This is a genomic window from Hymenobacter ruber, from assembly GCF_054783255.1.
In genome coordinates, this window is the sequence record NZ_BAAGQX010000004.1 from 448,702 (window position 1) to 465,446 (window position 16,745).

Here is a 16,745-nt window from a genome sequence, read left to right on the forward strand (position 1 = left end):
TCAGGTATTTGTCAGGTAAAGGTAATGGGCCGGTACCTCACAGGCGGGGCCGCACGGCCCGAATGAACCGACTGAGGTAGTAATCTGATTCTAAGCTGTTTTCAACCACGCCTAATGAGGTTGACGCGTGAATAAAATCCACCCCTTCTTCATCGGCCACCGTCACCAAACCCACGTGTGTGATGGTGCGGCTGCCGGGCGAAGCTCCAAAAAATACTAAATCGCCGGGCCGTAAGTCGGTGGATTTCACGGGGTCGCCCCACACGGCCTGCTCATTGGACGAACGCGGAATAGTGACACCGGCTTCGCCAAAAGATAATTGCAGCAGCCCCGAGCAATCCAGGCCCAGGCGCGTGGTGCCGCCGTATAGGTAAGGGGTACCCTGATAGGAGCGGGCGGCCTCAATCACCGAGGCCAGGGTGCCGGTAGCGGTGCCCATGCGGGCGGGGCGCTTGGTCACTACTTTGGTTTTGGCGCCGTTGGCGGCGCCCACCACAACCTTGGATTTGCCGGTCGGGCTCACCCGGCCGCCCTTTTTCAGGCGCACCATTTCGCGGGCCGAGCGGTACTGGCCGTCGCGGTAGTTAAGCTTGCGGTGGCAGCTGGCTAGCAGGACCAAAGTCAGCAGCAGCAGCGGTAGTATCTTCGTTGTCACCCTACCCATCGGCCGCAAAGATAGTTTACGCGGCCTTCTCAGCTGAACCGCTCATGAATTTTAACGCCCTGCCCCCCGAAATACTTGTTTCTTTCGAGGCCATCGTCGGCCCGGCGCACGTCCTCACCGCGCAGCGCGCCGAGGCCGCCGCTGCCGCCGATGCCTACGCCGACTACGGCCGCGACCACACCGAAGACTTCCATTTTGCGCCCGATGTGGTGCTGCGCCCGGCCGATGCCGAGGAAATCAGCCGGATTATGCAGCTGTGCCACGCGCACCGCATTCCCGTCACGCCGCGCGGGGCGGGCACGGGCCTGAGCGGCGGGGCGCTTCCCATCCACCACGGCGTGGTGCTGAGCACCGAGCGGCTCAATAAAATCATCCAGATTGACGAGCGCAACCTGCAGGCCACCGTGGAGCCGGGCGTGGTGAACGAGACGTTTCAGAACGCCGTGAAGGAGGTGGGCCTGTTCTACCCACCCGACCCGGCCAGCAAGGGCAGCTGCTTTTTGGGCGGCAACCTGGCCCACAGCAGCGGCGGCCCCAAGGCCGTGAAATACGGCACTACCAAGGACTACGTGCTGAATTTGCAGGTGGTGCTGCCCACCGGCGAAATCATCTGGACGGCCGCCAACACCCTCAAAAACTCCACCGGCTACAACCTCACCCAGCTCATGGTGGGCTCGGAGGGTACATTGGGCATCATCACCAAAGTGGTGTTTCGGCTATTGCCCTTCCCGCAGCATAATATCCTGATGCTGGTGCCCTTCCGGCAGGAGGCCCAGGCGGCCGATGCGGTTTCGGCGGTGTTCCGGGCGGGCATCATCCCGTCGGGCATGGAGTTTATGGAGCGCGAGGCCATTGCCTGGTCTTCCGATTACCTGAAAATCCCGCTCACGCTGCCCGAGGATATCAAAGCCCATCTGCTCATCGAGCTCGATGGCCAGGATTTGGACCAGCTTTATAAGGAGGCCGGGCAGGTGTACGGCGTGCTGGAGCACTACGACGTGGGCGAAATCCTCCTCGCCGACACCGCCGGCCAGAAGGACGACCTGTGGCGCATCCGCCGCAACATCGGCAATTCGGTGCGCTACAACTCCGTGTATAAGGAAGAGGACACTGTAGTGCCCCGCGCCGAGTTGCCCACGCTGCTCAAAGGCGTGAAGGAAATAGGCGCCCGCTACGGCTTCAAGAGCGTGTGCTACGGCCACGCCGGCGACGGTAACCTGCACGTCAACATCATCCGCGGCGAGCTGGACGACGAGATGTGGAACGTGGGCCTGCGCCAGCCCATCTCCGAGATTTTCGAGCTCTGCGTGAAGCTGGGTGGCACCATTTCCGGCGAGCACGGCATCGGGCTGGTGCAGAAAGGCTACATCGGCATTGCCCTGGCCGAAACCAACCTGAACTTAATGCGCGGCATCAAAGGCGTATTCGACCCGAATGGAATTCTGAACCCCGGAAAGATTTTCTAGGGTTTGCCTGTCATTGCGCGTGGAACGCGATGCTCCACGTGCAATGACAAATGAACTTACGCTTGCACTGTAGGCAGCATTTTTGGCGCTTCCCTCTTGTGCGTCGCTTGCTCATACGCATAGCCCAGAGCCAGTAGCAGCCTCTCGTGGTACGCCGAGCTCACAAAGGACAGACCCACCGGCAACCCCAGCACCTGCCCCATGGGCACGGTGAGGTGCGGATAGCCCGCCATGGCCGCCGGCGACGAAAAATCCACGCCCGTCGAGTAGTCGCCGTTTGCCCAGTCGATGCACCAGGCCGGGCCGGTGGTCACACCGATGATGGCCGCAAGTTGGTGCGTTTTCAGCAGGCCGTCGATGGCCTGGCGGGCGCCGGCCACGGTCTTTTGCACGGCGGCCTTGTAGTTGGCGTTGTTCAGCCCGTCGGTGGTTTCGGCCCGGATAAGGGTTTCCTGCTGGAAAAACGGCATGGCTTCGGCCGCGTGGGCCTTGTTGAAGGCGATGACGTCGGCCAGATTCTTCACCGTCGCACCCGCATTAGCCAGATACGCATTCACGCCTTCCTTGAACTCGTAGAGCAGCACGTCAAACTCCGCCTCGCCGAGCGGATTGACCAGTTTGTTCAACTCCACTTCCACGATGGTCGCGCCCCGCGCCTTCAGCGCGGCCACGGCTTGCTTGAGGAGCGCGGCCACGGCCGGCGGGCCGTTGAGGTGGGCTTTTTCCACGCCCAGCCGCTGGCCCTGCAGGGCATCCGACTTGAGAAACGTTGTGTAATCGGTCAGCGCGCCTTTGGGAATGGGCAGTTTGGCCGGGTCGGCCGGGTCGGGGCCGGCCAGTGCGCCCAGCAGAATGGCCGCGTCGCGCACGGTGCGGGCCATGGGGCCAGCCGTGTCCTGGGTGCTCGAAATGGGGATGATGCCGCTGCGGCTCAGCAGGCCCACCGTGGGCTTGAGGCCCACCAGCCCGTTGCACGACGACGGCGACACCACCGAGCCGTCCGTCTCGGTGCCAATGGCCACGGCGCACAAATTGGCCGCCACCGCCGCCCCCGAGCCCGAGCTGCTGCCGCTGGTGCTGCGGTCCAGGGCGTAGGGGTTGCGGCTTTGGCGGCCCCGGCTGCTCCAGCCGCTCACCGCGTGCGACGACCGGAAGTTGGCCCATTCGCTCAGGTTGGTTTTGCCCAGCAGCACGGCCCCAGCGGCCCGCAGCTTCTGCACGATGAAGGCATCCTGCTTCGCCTTGTGCCCCACCAGTGCCGAGGCCCCAGCCGTGGTCATCATCTGGTCGCCGCTGTCAATGTTGTCTTTAATAAGGACCGGAATGCCGTGCAGCGGCCCGCGCAGCTTGCCGGCCTTGCGCTCTCGGTCCAGGCCGTCGGCAATGGTCAGGGCATCGGGGTTGGTTTCTATGACGGCACGCAGCATCGGCCCGGCCTCGTTCAGCGCCTTGATGCGGGCCAGGTATTTCTCGCTCAGGCTGCGGGCGGTTTCGGTGCCTTTGGCCATGCGGTCCTGTAAGTCGGTCACGGTGAGTTCGTGCAGCTCGAAGTTGTCGGCCGCGCTGGCCGGCGCTGTTTCTTCCGCCTCCGGAGCTCCCGTCGGCACATCCGTTACGGGCTTGCCGGGAGTGGTTTGGCAGGCCACGGCGGGTAGGAGGGCGGCCGTGAGCGACACGCGAGTACTTTGGTTCAGGAAAAGGCGGCGGTCCATAAAAAGGAGGAAAGAAGGGGTAACTGTCGTTGGCTGGCAATGATACTGCCCGCCAGAACTTCGACAACTACCGCAATGCCAATAACTTTTTGGCCGTTGGCTGTCGGATAAAAACAAAAGCCAGCCCCGCGAAGGACTGGCTTTTATGGTGCCAACTTAATGAACGCAATGGCGCTGGAATGGTCCTGCTTATTGTGCCTGCTGGCCTTTCAGCTTGTCTTCGCCCCCATAAGGCGCGCCGGCCGTGATATCACCCCGCAGCCCGCCGTGGTCTGTGGTTTTGGGGGCTCCGGTCTGGCCGTCGGTGGGCACTTCGCTGGCTTCGGTAGCCGATTTGGTGCCGCCGGTAATTTCGGCCGCTTTTGCTACGTAGCGCCGCTTGGCTTCTTCTTCCGACACACCCTTGAACTGGTTCCACGAGTCCCACTGGGCCTGTGAGAGGCCGGCTGGGCCGTTGGCCTGGTCAGCAGCGGAGGCGTCTACCTCGTCGCTTTTCATGTTTACGTCGCCCTCGGTAGCCTGTTTGTAAAGGCCGTAAAGCTCGGTCATGTGCTTGGCGGCCACGTCGCTGGGCAGGTTGTTCACTTGCTGGGCCGCCGCCTGAAATTGTTCGTTGATGTTCATGATGATAAAAGCAGGGATGGAAAAAGAGCAGCAGGGGCGCTACAGCCGGTTCTTGGTAGAAATTCGGTGCCATTTACGCTAATGACAATACCCCGTGGTGGGCCTTTAGGTTGCGGAGTCGTACTTTTGCGGCCGACTATGTGTGGAATAACTGGAGTATTTGCCTTTACGGAAACAGGTCGTCAGTCGCTGGCCAACCTGCAAGCGTCCACCGACGCCATCATTCGCCGCGGACCCGACTCGCAGGGCCATTTCGTCTACGACCAATGCGGTCTGGGCTTTCGCCGGCTGGCCATCCTCGACCTTTCGGCCGACGGCAACCAGCCGATGACCGACGAATCAGGACGCTACACCATCGTCTTCAACGGCGAAATCTTCAACTACCGCGAGCTGCGCGAAAAGCTCATCAAGCGCGGCTGTAAGTTTCATTCGCAGACCGATACGGAGGTTATTCTCCAGCTTTACATCACCGAGGGCCGCAGCTTTATCAAGAAGCTGAACGGCTTTTTCGCCTTCTCCATCTACGATAAGGAAGAGAACTCGCTGCTTATCGCCCGCGACCGGTTTGGCGTGAAGCCCCTGCTCATCTACCGCGACGAGGACAAGCTGTTTTTGGCTTCCGAGATGAAGTCCATCATGGCCCTAGGCGTGCCGCGCAAGCTCGATTACGTGGCCCTGAGCCAGTATTTGCAACTCAACTACATTCCCGGTCCCGCCAGCATTTTCAAGGGCGTGAAGAAGATGCTGCCCGGCCACTACCTGTACATCAAGAACAATAAGGTAGTGGGCAAGGCCTGGTATAAAATCCCCTACGACCCCAAGAAAGTCGCCAAAAACAAGCTCAGCTACGAGCAGCAGCAGAAAAAGCTGGTCGACCTCATGGACGGGGCCGTGCAGCGCCGCCTCGTGGCCGACGTGCCCCTCGGCGCCTTCCTCAGCGGCGGCATCGACTCCAGCGTGATTACCGCGCTGGCCGCCCGCCACACGCCGCACCTCAACACGTTCAGCATCGGTTTCAAAGACGAGCCCTTCTTCGACGAAACCAAGTACGCCAATCTCGTGGCCGCCCGCCACAAGACCAACCACACGGTTTTCTCGCTCACCAACGACGACCTCTACGAGCACATCCACAGCATGTTGGATTACCTCGATGAGCCGTTTGCCGATTCTTCGGCCCTGGCCGTGTACATCCTCAGCCAGCGCACCCGCCAGCACGTCACCGTGGCCCTGAGCGGCGACGGGGCCGACGAAATGTTCGGCGGCTACAACAAGCACATGGGCGAGTTCAAGGTGCGCCAGGGGGGCGTGAAGGCGGAGGCCGTGACGGCCCTCGGCTTCGTGTGGGACGCCCTGCCCAAGTCGCGCAACAGCTTCTTTGGCAACCGCGTGCGGCAGCTCCAGCGTTTCTCGCGCGGCATGACGGCCGGCGTGAAAGACCGGTACTGGGACTGGGCCAGCTTCGCCTCGGCCAGTGACGCCAACACCCTGCTCAGCGCCGCCAGCCGCCGCAAAGTGGGCAAGAAAGCCGCCGCCAAGCGCCGCAAAGACATTTTGGAGCACCTGCATGCCGACGGCGACCTCAACGAGGTACTGCTCACCGACATGAACCTGGTGCTGCCCTACGACATGCTCACGAAAGTGGACATGATGAGCATGGCCAACTCGCTGGAAGTGCGCACGCCCTTCCTCGACTACAAAGTGGTCAACTTCGCCTTCTCCATCCCCGTCACCAGCAAGGTCGACGCTACGATGAAGAAGAAAATTGTGCAGGACGCCTTCCGCTCCGAGCTGCCCGTCGAGCTCTACGACCGCCCCAAACACGGCTTCGAAGTGCCTCTGCTGAAGTGGATGCGCGGCGAGCTGCGCAGCCTTATCGAAGATGACCTGCTGCGCGACGACTTCATCGAAGCCCAGGGCATTTTCGACGTGCAAGCCATCCGTGCCCTCAAAGCGCAGCTGTTTTCGCGCAGCCCGGGCGATGTGCACGCCCGCATCTGGGGCCTCATCGTCTTCCAGACGTGGTGGAAGCAGTACATGGCCTAAGCTCTTGACTTCGAATAGACTCTGGCGCTTGCGCCATTGGTGGCACCAGGTGGGCCGGCCGCAACGGCTGGCCCTTTTGGTTGGCGTATTGGTCACGCTGGCGCGCCTTAGCCTGATTGGCAAAGGCACCATGGCCTTCGTGGATGAGTCGCGCTACGTGAATGCCATGCTGGGCCTGCGTGCCCTCAGCGAAGGCCACGGGCAGGAATTTCTGCGCTACATCAATTCCATGGGTGCCCGCCCGGGCGACGGTATCTGGCGGGCCATCCCCGGGCTGGGCCAGGCCATCCTGCTGCTAGTCTTCGACCTGAACCCCAACGCCCCGCCCTCACTGCAAGTCCCGCAAGCCTTCAACGTGCTCATCGTGAGCCTGAATGCGTTGCTGCTATACCACATCTACCGGCGCTTCTTCAGCGTCGGCATGGCACTGCTGGGCCTCGCGCTCTATTCGAGCTTGGTAAACACCAACCTCTACCTGCGCCACCTGCTGCCCTACGACCACTCGCTGTTCTTCTTTTTCCTGGCGCTCACGGTGCTGCTCCGGCCTAAAACAACGACCAGCCTGAAATTGCAAGCGGTAGTGGGGTTATTGGCTGGGCTCAGCTACGCTATTTATCCTGGCTACTTCATGGCCCCCATGCTGCTGCTGGCCGTGACGCTGCTGGTAGAGCTCGATACCACACGTAGCAGCTTATTGGCAGCTCTGAAGCCCGCCGCCGCCCAACTGGCCGGCTTGCTGATGGTGCTTCTGGCTTTCGAAGCCCTGGCTCGCCTGGGCCATACTTCGTACTGGGCTAGCAGCCGCTACATTGCCACTACCGTCACGCAGGGCAGCTTTGCCGAGGGATTTAGCTTTATCGGCAGCAATTTCTGGCAGGTAGAAGGTTGGCTTGGAGTCAGCCTGTTGCTGCTTTTCGGGATAGGGCTGGGGTTCAGCTGGCGAACGGGCTTAATGGCCGGTTCTGGAACCGAACAAATGCTTGTGCGCCTACTCACAGTTAGTTTTCTGATGTGGCTGGGCTACGCCTTAGTGGTCCAGATGGGGCACAAGCTGGTTTTTTACGGGCGCACCTTACACTTTTTCGTACCCTTTATCATTATGGGCGCGCTGGTAGCGGTACGTGCGTTTAGTCGAGCCAGGGGGGCGCGCTCCTGGCTTTACCTGGGCCTTGGGGGGGGCGCCCTTGCTCATTTCGGAATATTCCTGACCGGCTACCTCCCCGTCGATTACCCGTGCGACGTGGCCTACCGCGCCGGCATATACGATTATCCGCAAATTGCCGCCAGCCAGGTGAGCGTATGCGACGAACACCTCATGGCGTACCGGTTATTCGGCCCGCGCCTGCGCCGCCAACTGGCGCAAAAGCCCCCAACGTCTACCGTTCAATTACTGAATTTTGCCTACCTGTATCCAGTTAGCTGTTACCAGCCTGCTCATCTGCGGCCCGGCAAAGTGGTGGCCGATGTTCCTTACTTCATGAAGTATCCCGCCTATCAGTTTGAAGGCCACAGCGCTCGAGAGCGGGCTATTCTGCAAAATCATGAAGTTGATTTTCAGATTGTCACCAATGGTAATTAGCTTATAATCAATTGATATGCACTGGCGCGCTGTCGCTTGTATGGTGACGCGGTGGTAAGGGCCGGCCGCGAGTGTCGATAGAGTGGGCCGTAAAGGACTAAATTTGCTCTATTAATTACTAGTCTTCGCGCATTCCGCATCTTATGAAAATAGCAGTTGTAGGCACCGGCTACGTCGGTTTGGTCACGGGCACGTGCTTTGCCGAAGTTGGCATCGATGTGACGTGTATTGATATCGACCAGAAAAAAATCGATAATCTGCACAAAGGCATTTTGCCGATTTATGAGCCGGGCCTGGAAGAAATGGTAACCCGCAACGTGGAAAAAGGGCGTCTGCACTTCTCCACCAATCTTGCCGAAGCCATCAAAGACTGCGACGTAGCTTTTATCGCCGTAGGCACCCCCCCCGGCGAAGACGGTTCGGCCGACCTGAAATATGTGTTGGCCGTGGCCCGCGGCATCGGCGAGCACATGAGCAGCTACGGCGTGATTGTGACCAAAAGCACCGTGCCCGTGGGCACCGCCGCCAAGGTGCGCGCCGAAATCGAGAAAGCCTTGGAAAAGCGCGGCGAAAGCATCGAGTTCGACGTGGCTTCGAACCCCGAGTTCCTGAAGGAAGGCGCAGCCATCGACGACTTCCTGAAGCCCGACCGCATTGTGGTGGGCATTTCGTCGGAACGTGCCGAGGAGGTGATGACCAAGCTCTACAAGCCCTTTTTGCTGAACGGCCACCCGATTATCTTCATGGATATTCCGTCGGCCGAAATGACGAAATACGCGGCTAACTCGATGCTGGCCACGAAAATCAGCTTCATGAACGACATCGCCAACCTGTGCGAAATCATGGGGGCCGACGTGAACATGGTGCGGCGCGGCATCGGCTCCGATGCGCGCATTGGCACCAAGTTCATCTATCCCGGCATCGGTTACGGCGGCTCCTGCTTCCCGAAGGACGTAAAGGCCCTTATCAAAACCGCTCAGGAAAACGGCTACGATATGCAGGTGCTGCGCGCCGTGGAGAGCGTGAACGACGACCAGAAGTCGGTGCTTTTCAACAAAGTGAGCAAGCACTTCGGCGGCAACCTCAAGGGCCTGAAAATTGCCCTCTGGGGCCTGTCTTTCAAACCAAAGACCGACGACATGCGTGAGGCGCCCTCGTTGGTTATTATCGAGAAGCTGCTGGCCGCCGGCTGCACCGTAACGGCCTACGACCCCGTGGCGATGAAGGAGGCCGAGCACACGCTGGGCAACTCCATCACCTACGCCAAGGACGAGTTTGACGCGCTGATTGACGCCGACGCCCTGCTAGTGGTGACGGAATGGCCCGAGTTCCGGGTGCCCAACTTTGCCGTGGTAAGCCGTCTGATGAAGCAAAAGGCTATTTTCGACGGCCGCAACATCTACGACGCCAAGGAGCTGAAGGAATTGGGCTTCACCTACCACTGCATCGGCATCAAAACCGACCACCAGGAGCCGGCGCAAGCTTAACCTAAAGAGCGTCATGCTGAGCTTGCCGAGGCATCTGGTGTGCAGCAGTAATTCCACCGTTAAACGATGCGAGCGAGATGCTGCGCTCTGCATGACGTTCTAACGACTCAATAACGATACTATGACCAACACTTCCGACGATAAAAAACGCGTCCTTATTACCGGCGGGGCCGGTTTTCTGGGCTCGCACCTTTGCGACCGGTTCCTGAAAGAGGGCTACCACGTCATCGCGATGGACAACCTGATTACGGGTTCGCTCCAGAACATCGAGCACCTGTTTGGGCGGCCCGATTTCGAGTTCCACCAATCCGACGTGAGTAAGTTCGTGTTCGTGCCCGGCAAGCTCGATTACATCCTGCACTTTGCTTCGCCCGCTTCGCCGATTGACTACCTGAAAATTCCGATTCAGACCCTGAAAGTGGGCTCGCTCGGCACGCACAACCTGCTGGGCCTGGCCCGCGTGAAAGGCGCCCGCATGCTGATTGCCAGCACCTCGGAAGTGTACGGCGACCCGGAAATTCATCCGCAGGTTGAGGAGTATTTCGGCAACGTGAACCCCGTAGGCCCGCGTGGCTGCTACGACGAGGCCAAGCGCTTCCAGGAAGCCATTACGATGGCCTACCACAACCACCACGGCCTGGAAACGCGCATCATTCGCATTTTCAACACCTACGGCCCGCGCATGCGCCTCGACGACGGCCGCGTGCTGCCAGCTTTCCTCTCGCAGGCCCTGCGCGGCGAGAACCTGACCGTATTCGGCGACGGCTCGCAGACCCGCTCGTTCTGCTACGTGGATGACCTCGTGGAAGGCATTTACCGCCTGCTGCTGAGCGACTACCACCTGCCCGTGAACATCGGTAACCCCGACGAAATCACCATCAAAGAGTTCGGCGAGGAAATCGCGCGCCTCACCGGCGTCGAGTTCAAGCCCACCTTCCAGGCGCTGCCCGAAAACGACCCCATGAAGCGCCGCCCGGACATCACCAAAGCCAAGGAAATCCTGGGCTGGGAGCCCAAAGTGGACCGTGCCGAAGGCCTGCGCCGCACGCTAGAATATTTCAAAGAACACGTTAAATAGTTTCCAATGGCCGATTATCCCGCTCCATACCTTATTGAGTTCCCCAAGCTTGGAGCACCGGGTATTGGCTATATTTCCGTGGGTGAAAATGCCAAAGACCCGCTGCCTTTCACTGTGCAGCGGGTTTTCTGGACGTACTACACGCCTGAAAGCATTGTGCGGGGCCGCCACGCCCATCACCGCACCGAGCAGATATTGGTTGCCGTGGCAGGACGCATCACTGTAACTACAGAAACAGCCAACGGGGATATTCAACTTTTCCGCCTCGAAGACCCAAATGTGGGGCTGTACGTGCCGCCTTCCGCGTGGCACACCATGCAATATTCGCACACTGCGGTGCAACTGGTGCTGGCCTCTCAGGCTTATGAGGAAGGGGATTATATTCGTGATTACGAAGTGTTTCGTCAGCTATGGGCGCCCAAAGCCTGAGCCCGCTGGTGGCCGCCCGCCGCGCGGAGCTAGCATATTATTCGCCCTACTACTTTCTCCGGCAGTTTCCTATTGAGCGGCAACAGGAACTGTTTGGCACCGGGGCAGCCACCCGGTGGGAGCAGGAGGCCGGGGCCGAAATTGTGGCAGCCGCCTCGGCAGAAGTGAAATGGCTTCTTCAGCATTTGTCTTGGGATTCCGGCTATTTTGGTGCACCGATGTACCGGCTATTCACCGCATTGTTTGATGGACTGACCAGCCCGGCTCAACTGATGCAGGCGGCGGCTGAACTGCGCCAAGAATTAGTAACCCGGCACGGAGCCGCCTACTATGCGTTCAGTGTAGTGCCAGCTGAGGACATTCGGCTGTTGAAGGCCCTGACCGGGGCCGGCTGGCAATTGGTGGAAACCCGCCTGACGTATTACCGCGACCAGTTGACTTCCTTCGACCATCCCCGCCATCCGGTACGGGCTGCCAGAATTGACGAGGCTGCGCATATTGGTCAGGTGGCTGCTATGGCGCGCAATGCCTACGACCGGTTTCATGCCGACTCATGGTTTGGCGATGCCCGAGCCGATGCGTACTTGGCCCGCTACGCCGAAAACACTGTTGCGGCCGGCTTGGCGGCCACTGTGTTGGTACCTGATTCGCCAGAGTTGTCGGTTGATTCGTTTCTGGCCATCAGTGACTTGAAGGGTGATGCTGTTGCCCTGGGCACACAGTTGTCGCGGGTATTGCTCACCGCGGTTGGCCCCGCCAACCGGGGCTGGCATGTGAGACTGGTAGCCGAAACCCTGCACCGCGCCAAAGAGCTGGAGCACGAAGCCGTGCTGATGACCACCCAAGCCACCAACCACGCCGTGTTTCGCACCTGCGAGAAGCTGGGCTTCCGGCTGGGAGCCACCAGCCATGTGCTGGCCTGTAATGGCCTGAATGCTTAATTTTTACCCGCTACCAAGTACTCCGATGAACATCCCATTCCTGAGCTTTGAGCCACAACATGCCCCATTGCGCGACGCCATGACCGCCGCTTTCAGCCGGGTCTACGATTCTTACTGGTACGTGCTGGGCGGAGAAGTGAAGCAGTTTGAGCAGGAGTACGCGGCCTTCAACCGGGTGGCGCACACTGTGGGTGTGGCCAATGGCCTCGACGCCTTGGTGCTGGCTCTGCGTGTACTGGGCGTTGGCCCCGGCGATGAGGTAATCGTGCCTTCCAACACGTACATCGCTACCTGGCTGGCCGTGACGCAGGTAGGGGCCACGCCCGTTCCCGTAGAACCCGACCCTGCCACCAGCAACCTCGACCCAACCCTCATCGCTGCCGCCCTCACGCCGCGCACCCGCGCCATCATGCCAGTGCACCTCTACGGGCAGGCATGCCGCATGACGGAAATCATGGCCTTGGCCGCGCGGCACAACCTGTATGTGGTGGAGGACAATGCTCAATCGCAGGGCGCGGCCTTCGAGGGCGGGCTCACTGGCAGCTTCGGGCACGCCAATGGCACCAGCTTCTACCCCGGCAAAAACCTGGGTGCCCTCGGCGATGCCGGGGCCGTGACAACCAACGATGCCGACCTGGCCCACAAAGTGCAGGTGCTGCGCAACTACGGCTCGCAGCAGAAATACTACAACGAAGTGGTAGGCTACAACTCCCGTTTGGACGAGCTACAGGCTGCCTTGCTCCGCGTGAAGCTGCCGCACCTGTCAGAATGGACGCGCCAGCGCCAGCAAGTAGCCGCCTGGTACGACCAGCACCTGGCCGGTATTGCCAACCTACGCTTGCCAGCCGTAGCCGAGGGCGCCACGCACGTCTACCACCTCTACGTGGTGCACACGCCTCGGCGAGCTGCCCTGCAAGAGCACCTCACGGCCCAGGGCATCGGTAGTCTGATTCATTACCCGGTGCCCCCGCACTTGCAGCAAGCCTACCAGGGACTTGGCTTTGGGCCCGGTAGCTTTCCCATTGCTGAGGAACTAGCCAATACCTGCCTGAGCCTGCCCATGTGGCCGGGCATGACCGAAGCCCACGTAGCTGCCGTGGCCGATGCCATCCGGGCTTTCATTTAAACTGCCTTTCACCGTTCTTCCTGAACGCACTCGCGCTACCCTGATTCAAGCAAGCAGCCCATGCCCAAGCTCTCCGTCATCGTTCCCTGCTACTTCAACGAGGATAATATCCCGGTGACGACCCGTGAGCTGATTGCGAACGAGGCTAATTTCCCGCCCGAAGTCACATTTGAATACGTCTTCGTGAACGATGGTTCCGGCGACGACACTCTCGGGGCTCTGCGCCGGGCCCAGGGCCTGTACCCCGGCCGCATCCGCATCGTGGACTTAGCGGGCAACGTGGGCTCCTACAACGCCATTGTGGCCGGCATGGCCTATGCCACTGGCGACTGCCTGTCCGTCATCACCGCCGACCTGCAGGACCCGCCCGAGCTGATGGTGCAGATGTACACCCATTGGCAGCAGGGCTACAAGCTGGTCATTGGCAACCGTCAGGACCGCGAAGAGAAAGGCCTTTCCGTGGCCATGGCCAAGCTGTTTCATTGGCTGATGAAGAACCTGGCCCTGCGCAATATTCCCGATGGCGGATTCGATTTCGTGTTTTTCGACCGCCAGGTAGCCACTGAGGTGCTGAAGCTGCATGAACGCAATTCCAATGTGTTCTACCTCATGGTGTGGCTGGGCTTTGCCTACGTCAACATTCCCTACACCCGCCGCAAGCGCGAAATTGGCAAGTCGCGCTGGACGTTGAACAAGAAAATCAAGCTGCTCATCGACTCGTTGATGGCCTTCTCCTTCGTGCCTATCCGCGCTATTTCGGTACTGGGGCTGGGGCTTGGATTGGTTGCGCTCATTTACGGCCTTTACGTGATTGCCCTCAAGGTAGCCCGTCCTGATGAGCCTGCCGGCTGGACGACACTCATGGTGGTCATGCTGTTCGTGTCGGCCTTCCAGATGATTGCGCTGGGGGTCATCGGCGAGTACGTATGGCGCGGGCTGGATGCAGCCCGGAAGCGGCCATTGTATGTGGTGCGGGAGGTGTATCCGTGAGCAAGGAATAAGCCGATATATTTGGTTATTAGCTGACTGCCAAACGTATTGGGTGGTTGAGTAACTGATATCCAAGAGGTATTAACTTACTAATGCGGCTTCTTCAGTGCTCTGCTACAGGCTTTAACCCGTCATTCCTGCCTAACTTTGCCTCCGTTATACCAATCTGTTGCTGTTTTGTCCGAGACGACCTTGCCCAAAAAAGTTGCTATTCTCCAGTCGAATTATATCCCTTGGAAAGGCTACTTTGATATGATTAATGCAGTCGATGAATTCATTTTCTACGACGAGATGCAATACACCAAAAATGACTGGCGCAACCGTAATAAAATAAAGACGCCGCAAGGAACTGCCTGGCTGACGATACCAGTGCGGCAAGAGCATCTGCACCAAAAAATTAACGAGACCGAAGTGTTTGACCCCAAGTGGGCTATTAAACATTGGCGTACGCTGGCTCAGACTTATGCAAAAGCGCCTTACTTCTCGCATTACAAGGCCGAATTGGAAGCCATCTATAACACGGCTGATTTTACTAACCTGAGCCAGATAAACGCCGCTTTTATTCGGGCCATCTGTGGCTGGCTCGGCATTACAACAAAGATTAGCTGGTCAACGGACTACAAGCTTATCGAAGGCAAAACGGAACGGCTGGTGCAGTTGGTGCGCGATGCCGGAGGCAGCAGCTACCTTTCGGGGCCGGCTGCTCAAGGTTACTTGGATACGTCCTTGTTCGACCAGGCCGGCATCGCGGTTAACTGGATGGATTACAGCGGTTATCCAGAATATCGCCAGGTGGGGCCAGCACCCTTCGAACACGGAGTAACGGCATTGGACCTAGTGTTTAATACCGGTCCTGATGCGCCTCAATACATGAAAACCTTTGGGACGCAGGCTGCTGTGCTCGCATCATGATGGTTATTGCGCCGCAATACTCGGTGGTCGTGCCTACGTATCGGGGACAGGACACCATTCGCCCGTTGGCCCAGCAGATTGATACATTTTTTCGGAGCGCCAACCTAACGTATGAGCTTATTTTCGTCAATGACTGCGGGCCCGACCAGTCGTGGTCGGTGATGCAAGCCTTGCAGCAGGAGATGGGGGAAACCCTAGTGAAAACAGTGCGTTTGGCCCGGAACTTTGGCCAGCACAACGCCCTGATTTGTGGCTTTGCCCATGCCCGGGGACGGTTCATCATTACTATGGACGAAGACCTGCAGCACAGTCCCGCCGATATCGGCCGGCTGATTGCAACCCAGGCCACCGGTAACTACGATGTGGTGTACGGCAAGTACGAAACATTGCAGCACTCGGGCTTTCGCAACGTTACTTCGACGCTGCTCAAAAAGCTGCTGCGCGCCAGCATTCCCGACCTGCACCCCGACTATACTGCTTTTCGGCTCATTCGCACCAGCATTGCCCGGCATTGCCTGCAAATGAGCAATTCCTACACGTTTCTGGACGGCTACCTCACTTGGATTACGAACAACGTGGCCAGCGTGGTGGTAACGCACGGCGAGCGGGCCGCGGGTGAAAGCTCATATACGGTGCGCAAGCTCATCGAGCATTCCATCAATATTTTTGTTACATTCTCCGACTTACCAGTGCGAATATTCTCGCTGACTTCGGTGGCAATATTCTTCCTGACAACGTGCTATGCGCTCTACGTTCTGGGCCGGAAGCTGCTTTTCAACGACCTGAGCGCGGGGTTTCCCACACTGGCCATTTTGCTGGGATTTGGAGTGGGCATAATCCTGTTAGGCATGGGCATTTTGGGTGAATACATTCACCGCATCAACCTGAAAACCACCCGTCGCCCCATCTTTGTTGAGGCCGAAGCTGAAAATGAATAGGCCCGTTTCCACGCCCGGTGCCGACGTTCGGGTTGCCATTATTGGGGCCGGGGGCCTGGGGCAACAAATAGCGCAGCACTTGCAGCAAACCGCTGGCTGGACCGTGGTCGGTTTTTTCGACGATTTTGCTGCCCCCACTACTGTTACCCCATATGGACCGGTACTGGGCCGGGTCGACGCAATTGAAGCCGCGTACACGGAGGGCACCTTCGACGCGATGCTCATGGGCATTGGCTATAATCATCTCGCTTTCAGGCAGCAATTATTCGAACGGCTCGCGCCGCGGGTTCCTTTTGCTGCTTTCGTGCATCCAGCTTCCTACCTCGACAAAAGCGCGGTAGTCGGCCCCGGCTGTTTCGTGTCTCCGGGCTGCATTCTGGATTTGAACGTCCACCTCGGTCCGAATACCTTTTTATATCCGGGGTGTGTGCTGGCGCATGATACCACGGTTGTTGGGCATTCGTTTCTGGCTCCGTCGGTGCGTTTGGCAGGGCACGTGACGGTGCAGCCCCGGTGCTTTCTGGGCATCGGCACCACCGTGATTGATAGCCTGGAACTAGGAGAAGATATCCGGACGGGTGGGGGAGCAACCGTCGTGCACAATCTCACTGGGGCTGGTACCTACGTAGGCACCCCAGCCAAGAAAATACCCTCTGTCGGTAAATAATTCACTTTTAAAAGGCGAAGTTGGCACTACAGCAACATCTTGGAGACTCTATGTTTTCCGCCGGTTTAAAAGCAACGGGTGTAACTTTG

15 protein-coding genes are annotated in these 16,745 nt (G+C 59.0%); 12 read left to right on the forward strand and 3 right to left on the reverse strand.

The window, feature by feature from the left end:
- Nucleotides 1-37: 37 nt before the first annotated feature.
- Nucleotides 38-655 (reverse strand): C40 family peptidase, encoded by a 618-nt coding sequence (locus ACYVM5_RS12450; protein WP_460618433.1) that lies wholly within the window; start codon nt 653-655, stop codon nt 38-40.
- Nucleotides 656-708: 53 nt separating this feature from the next.
- Between ACYVM5_RS12450 and ACYVM5_RS12455 the strand changes: the two genes are divergently transcribed.
- Complete coding sequence (locus ACYVM5_RS12455) at nt 709-2,130, forward strand: FAD-binding oxidoreductase (RefSeq protein WP_460618434.1); 1,422 nt, start codon at nt 709-711, stop codon at nt 2,128-2,130.
- A gap of 56 nt (nt 2,131-2,186) precedes the next feature.
- On the opposite strand, the gene ACYVM5_RS12460 is transcribed toward ACYVM5_RS12455, so the two are convergent.
- Nucleotides 2,187-3,842, reverse strand: coding sequence for an amidase (locus ACYVM5_RS12460; RefSeq protein WP_460618435.1), 1,656 nt, complete (start codon nt 3,840-3,842; stop codon nt 2,187-2,189).
- Nucleotides 3,843-4,031: 189 nt separating this feature from the next.
- The gene (locus tag ACYVM5_RS12465; protein WP_460618436.1) at nt 4,032-4,466 is read right to left on the reverse strand and encodes an acyl-CoA-binding protein; all 435 of its coding nucleotides are present in this window, start codon (nt 4,464-4,466) and stop codon (nt 4,032-4,034) included.
- 138 nt (nt 4,467-4,604) lie between these two features.
- On the opposite strand from ACYVM5_RS12465, the gene asnB reads away from it, so the two are divergent.
- The 11 genes from asnB (at nt 4,605) to ACYVM5_RS12520 (ending at nt 16,656) form a co-directional block, all read left to right on the forward strand.
- On the forward strand, nt 4,605-6,509 hold the full coding sequence (gene asnB / locus ACYVM5_RS12470; protein ID WP_460618437.1) for an asparagine synthetase B family protein: 1,905 nt from the start codon (nt 4,605-4,607) through the stop codon (nt 6,507-6,509).
- 4 nt (nt 6,510-6,513) lie between these two features.
- Nucleotides 6,514-8,088: a hypothetical protein gene (locus tag ACYVM5_RS12475; RefSeq protein ID WP_460618438.1), complete on the forward strand. Its 1,575-nt coding sequence runs from the start codon at nt 6,514-6,516 to the stop codon at nt 8,086-8,088.
- Nucleotides 8,089-8,231: 143 nt separating this feature from the next.
- On the forward strand, nt 8,232-9,575 hold the full coding sequence (locus ACYVM5_RS12480; protein WP_460618439.1) for a UDP-glucose dehydrogenase family protein: 1,344 nt from the start codon (nt 8,232-8,234) through the stop codon (nt 9,573-9,575).
- A gap of 121 nt (nt 9,576-9,696) precedes the next feature.
- Nucleotides 9,697-10,653: a UDP-glucuronic acid decarboxylase family protein gene (locus ACYVM5_RS12485; protein ID WP_460618440.1), complete on the forward strand. Its 957-nt coding sequence runs from the start codon at nt 9,697-9,699 to the stop codon at nt 10,651-10,653.
- Between the two features lie 6 nt (nt 10,654-10,659).
- Entirely contained in the window at nt 10,660-11,082 is a 423-nt protein-coding gene (locus tag ACYVM5_RS12490) for a sugar 3,4-ketoisomerase (RefSeq protein WP_460618441.1), read from the forward strand.
- On the forward strand, nt 11,064-12,023 hold the full coding sequence (locus ACYVM5_RS12495; RefSeq protein ID WP_460618443.1) for a GNAT family protein: 960 nt from the start codon (nt 11,064-11,066) through the stop codon (nt 12,021-12,023). The genes ACYVM5_RS12490 and ACYVM5_RS12495 overlap by 19 nt, the downstream gene beginning before the upstream one ends.
- Before the next feature lie 25 nt (nt 12,024-12,048).
- Complete coding sequence (locus ACYVM5_RS12500) at nt 12,049-13,149, forward strand: DegT/DnrJ/EryC1/StrS family aminotransferase (RefSeq protein ID WP_460618444.1); 1,101 nt, start codon at nt 12,049-12,051, stop codon at nt 13,147-13,149.
- Between the two features lie 60 nt (nt 13,150-13,209).
- A complete protein-coding gene (locus ACYVM5_RS12505) occupies nt 13,210-14,139 on the forward strand; it encodes a glycosyltransferase family 2 protein (RefSeq protein ID WP_460618445.1) in 930 nt (309 codons plus the stop codon).
- 177 nt (nt 14,140-14,316) lie between these two features.
- Entirely contained in the window at nt 14,317-15,051 is a 735-nt protein-coding gene (locus ACYVM5_RS12510) for a WbqC family protein (protein WP_460618446.1), read from the forward strand.
- Nucleotides 15,048-15,989, forward strand: coding sequence for a glycosyltransferase family 2 protein (locus ACYVM5_RS12515; RefSeq protein ID WP_460618447.1), 942 nt, complete (start codon nt 15,048-15,050; stop codon nt 15,987-15,989). Before ACYVM5_RS12510 ends, ACYVM5_RS12515 begins: the two co-directional genes overlap by 4 nt.
- Nucleotides 15,982-16,656 (forward strand): acetyltransferase, encoded by a 675-nt coding sequence (locus tag ACYVM5_RS12520; protein WP_460618448.1) that lies wholly within the window; start codon nt 15,982-15,984, stop codon nt 16,654-16,656. The genes ACYVM5_RS12515 and ACYVM5_RS12520 overlap by 8 nt, the downstream gene beginning before the upstream one ends.
- The last annotated feature ends 89 nt before the right edge of the window (nt 16,657-16,745 follow it).